General features: G+C 65.7%; 5 protein-coding genes. 2 read left to right on the top strand and 3 right to left on the bottom strand.

Features of this window, described 5'->3' with window-relative positions; genetic code table 11:
• Positions 1 to 1,332 (bottom strand): YifB family Mg chelatase-like AAA ATPase (locus VMR03_RS03350; protein ID WP_325402276.1); only part of this gene is annotated, 1,332 nt, incomplete at its 3' end.
• Positions 1,333 to 1,505: 173 nt separating this feature from the next.
• Here VMR03_RS03350 and VMR03_RS03345 point away from each other — a divergent pair.
• Together VMR03_RS03345 and VMR03_RS03340 are read left to right on the top strand one after the other, a co-directional pair.
• Positions 1,506 to 1,751 carry a hypothetical protein gene (locus VMR03_RS03345; protein ID WP_325402274.1) on the top strand — a complete coding sequence of 82 codons (246 nt, stop codon included), beginning with the start codon at positions 1,506 to 1,508 and terminating at the stop codon, positions 1,749 to 1,751.
• Positions 1,752 to 1,872: 121 nt separating this feature from the next.
• Positions 1,873 to 2,085 (top strand): hypothetical protein, encoded by a 213-nt coding sequence (locus tag VMR03_RS03340; protein WP_325402272.1) that lies wholly within the window; start codon positions 1,873 to 1,875, stop codon positions 2,083 to 2,085.
• Between the two features lie 61 nt (positions 2,086 to 2,146).
• Here the strand turns inward: VMR03_RS03340 and VMR03_RS03335 are convergent, their stop codons facing one another.
• Both VMR03_RS03335 and VMR03_RS03330 read right to left on the bottom strand, forming a co-directional pair.
• Positions 2,147 to 2,905 (bottom strand): tetratricopeptide repeat protein, encoded by a 759-nt coding sequence (locus VMR03_RS03335; protein WP_325402270.1) that lies wholly within the window; start codon positions 2,903 to 2,905, stop codon positions 2,147 to 2,149.
• Positions 2,906 to 2,975: 70 nt separating this feature from the next.
• Positions 2,976 to 3,300 (bottom strand): VIT1/CCC1 transporter family protein (locus VMR03_RS03330; protein ID WP_325402268.1); only part of this gene is annotated, 325 nt, incomplete at its 5' end.

Raw genomic sequence — 3,300 nt, 5'->3', positions numbered from 1 at the left:
CTCGCCCTCGACCTCGGAATTGAGGTTCGGGCCGCCGACCGCAGCGCATTCGGCATAGCGCGCCTCCTGTATCTCGCGGGCGGCTGCGATGCGGATCGCCACCTCCGCAGACCCTTCGGCGGCGGGCGGCAGCGAGAGATCAGCGGGCGAAACCGGCGGCACCTCGATATGAATGTCGATCCGGTCGAGCAGCGGCCCGGAGAGCTTCGACTGGTAGTCGGCGACGCAACGCGGCAGGCGTGGACAAGCGCGCGCCGCATCGCCCGCATAGCCGCAACGGCAGGGATTCATGGCCGCAACGAGCTGAAAACGGGCCGGATAGGTCACATGGGCGTTCGCCCGCGCGACGACCGCCTCTCCGGTTTCAATCGGCTGGCGCAGGCTGTCGAGAACCTGACGCGGGAATTCCGGCAATTCGTCGAGAAAAAGCACGCCGCGATGGGCAAGCGAAACCTCGCCGGGTTTCGCACGCAAGCCGCCGCCGACCAGCGCCGCCATCGAGGCCGAATGATGCGGGCTTCTGAAGGCCCGCGCGCGACCGAGGCCGGAGGATGTCAATTCGCCGGCGATGGAGGCGATCATCGAGACTTCGAGCATCTCGCGCGGAGAGAGCGGTGGGAGAATGCCGGGGAGACGCGCGGCGAGCATCGATTTGCCTGATCCCGGCGGACCGACCATCAGCATGTTGTGACCACCGGCGGCGGCCACTTCGAGCGCGCGCTTGGCGCTCTCCTGACCCTTGATGTCGCGGAGATCGGGCAGCGCCCGCGCCTCGACCGCACGCATCGGCGCCGGCTCGGCCAGAACCTGCGTGCCCTTGAAATGATTGACGAGCTGGATGATCGAGCGCGGCGCGAGCACACCGCCCGGATTGTCCGCGCCCATGCCGGCCCAGGCGGCCTCCGGCCCACATTCGAAGGGGCAGATGAGGCCCTTCGATTTCGCGTTGGCCGCGATCGCCGCCGGCAGCGCGCCGGCCACCGCGTTGATCGCGCCGTCGAGCGACAGCTCGCCGATGACGACGAAACGCTCAAGCTCCTGCACCGGCAGGACGCCCATCGCGACAAGGAGGCCAAGCGCGATCGGCAGATCGTAATGGCTGCCTTCCTTGGGCAGGTCGGCGGGGGCGAGATTGACGGTGATGCGCTTCGGCGGCAGGCCGAGGCCGATGGCCGACAATGCGGCGCGGACACGTTCGCGGCTTTCGCCGACCGCCTTGTCCGCGAGACCGACAACGGAGAAGGCCGGCACGCCGCCGGCGATCTGGACCTGCACATCGACAGGCCGAGCCTCGACGCCCAGGAACGCCACCGTTTCTATATGCGCGACCATGCCCGCCCCCAAAGCTCGTCCGCCGTCGGAACAAAGACTAGCGAACCGATGGCGACGGCACAAGAACAATATGAGAACAATAATCCTGTGAAGTAGGCGGAACGGTTTCGGACGGGGCTTCGTTTATTCGAGGCCAGACGGGAAGGGGCCGGGACTTTGGAAGGAATTGATCCATGACCGCACTCCGCCTTCGCCAGATGACCGCTCCGCTCGCCGTTGCGGGTGCCCTTGCGCTCCTGGCCGCCTGCGCCGGACCGACGACGACGACCAGCACGACGACCACCCAGGTTCCGGGCGAGACGCATGTCGAGGCAAACCAGCCCGGCGCCGATACGACCCAGCCCTATTCGCCCGGCACCACTACCACCACGACGTCTCCCTCGACGGTCACTCAGACGACGGTCGAGAAACATTACTAAGCCCCACCGGCGCGTCGGCGGCATGAGCGCCGCTTCGTATCGTCAGGCTACGGAGGAACCGAAGCCCCGACAATGCGTTGACGGCATGATGGATGATACAGATGACGGGAGAACAGACGCCATGACCTTTGCCAGCTTGCGCCGCGCCTCGATCGCGGTCCTTCTCGGCGGTTCCTTCGCGCTTCTCGCGGCGTGCGGCAGCGACGATGCGACCACCTCGTCGACCACGCGAAGCACGACGACGGAGACCACCGGCGCCATCACCGCGCCGCAGCCCTATTCGCCGGGGACTACAACCACGACGACCACGACCGAGAAACACGAAGATCAGTAAGCCAGTTGAGTAGCCTTGCGTCCGCGGCCGGCCGCAGCTTTCGGCGGCCGGCCGTTTGCGTTTATGCGGTTAGATCGTCGTTACCTGCGAGGTTCGCCTTAGCGATCTCGTACCATTCGCGTTGCGCGCGCCGATAGTCATTGCGGCCGCGCTCGACGGCTTTGACGATCAAGGCGAAAAGTTCGCCGGCCTCACTTTCTCTGCCCGCCGACTTCAGCAGCAGCGCGTAGCGCGCTCGCGCCTCCTGTCCCGGATAATGCGGCAGCAAGGCCTCGTATTCCCGCATGGCCTCGTCCCGGCGACCGAGAGCTTCGAGCGCACGGGCATAGAGAAGATGGCCCTCATGCGATTGGAAGCCGGGGTTTTCGGCTTGCAACCGGTCCAGGGCCGCAAGCGCGCCAGCGCCGTCACCCTGCATGAAGAGCGCGCGGGCGAACCCCATCAGGAGTGCCGGGTCGTGCTCGTGCGGTCCGGCAAGGGCACTTTCGTAGAGTTCGCGGGCGCCCGCATAGTCGCCACGGCGGATCAGCTCGCTCGCCAGAAGATGCTTGTTATGCGGCGTTGGCAGATCATCGACCGCCGCGACGAGGGCCCGGAAATCGCGTTCGGAATTGATTGCGCTATCGAGCGTCGTGCGGACCTTACGCGCGGTATTGCTCTGGCCAAGTTCGGGCAGGATTTCGACAAGGCCGTAAACGATACAGCCAATGAGCGGCACGAAGACGATCAGGAAGATCCAGAAGATCGGCCGACCGGTGCGGATGACGTGAACGGCGAAGCCGATCTGCGCCAACAGAATGATGAGACCGAGTGCCGGCATGCGTGCCCCCTGGAAAGATCACACCATACCCACCACATGTGACGGCTTCAACCGGACAGGGGCACCCGGATCATCCCGCAAGGCTAACGCCGACCAACGCACCGACGCCATAAGTGACGCCAGCGGCGGCGAAACCGATCAACAACTGCCGCACGGCGGAGAAAAGCGCGCCGCGGCCGGTGAAGAGCGAGGTGCCGGCGCCGATGCCGGCAAGCGCGAGGCCGCTCAAGGCAAGGCTCGTCAAAAGCGCCACGTCGCCCGTCCAAAAAAAATAAGGGGCAACCGGGAAGATCGCGCCGAAGGAAAAGAGCAGGAAGGACGTTCCGCCCGCGCCCCAGGCCGAGCCGCCGAGTTCTTCCGGGTCGATGCCCAGTTCCTCGCGCACCAGCGTGTCG

The sequence above is a fragment of the Parvibaculum sp. genome (genome assembly GCF_035511255.1).
GTDB lineage: Bacteria > Pseudomonadota > Alphaproteobacteria > Parvibaculales > Parvibaculaceae > Parvibaculum.
This window is presented reverse-complemented; position numbering and strand designations above follow the sequence as displayed.

What these genes read in the sequence shown, in the direction of transcription:
- VMR03_RS03345 (WP_325402274.1), top strand. Translation starts at nt 1,506, where the DNA reads ATGACCGCACTCCGCCTTCGCCAGATGACCGCTCCGCTCGCCGTTGCG.
- VMR03_RS03340 (WP_325402272.1), top strand. Translation starts at nt 1,873, where the DNA reads ATGACCTTTGCCAGCTTGCGCCGCGCCTCGATCGCGGTCCTTCTCGGC.
- VMR03_RS03335 (WP_325402270.1), bottom strand. Translation starts at nt 2,905, where the DNA reads ATGCCGGCACTCGGTCTCATCATTCTGTTGGCGCAGATCGGCTTCGCC.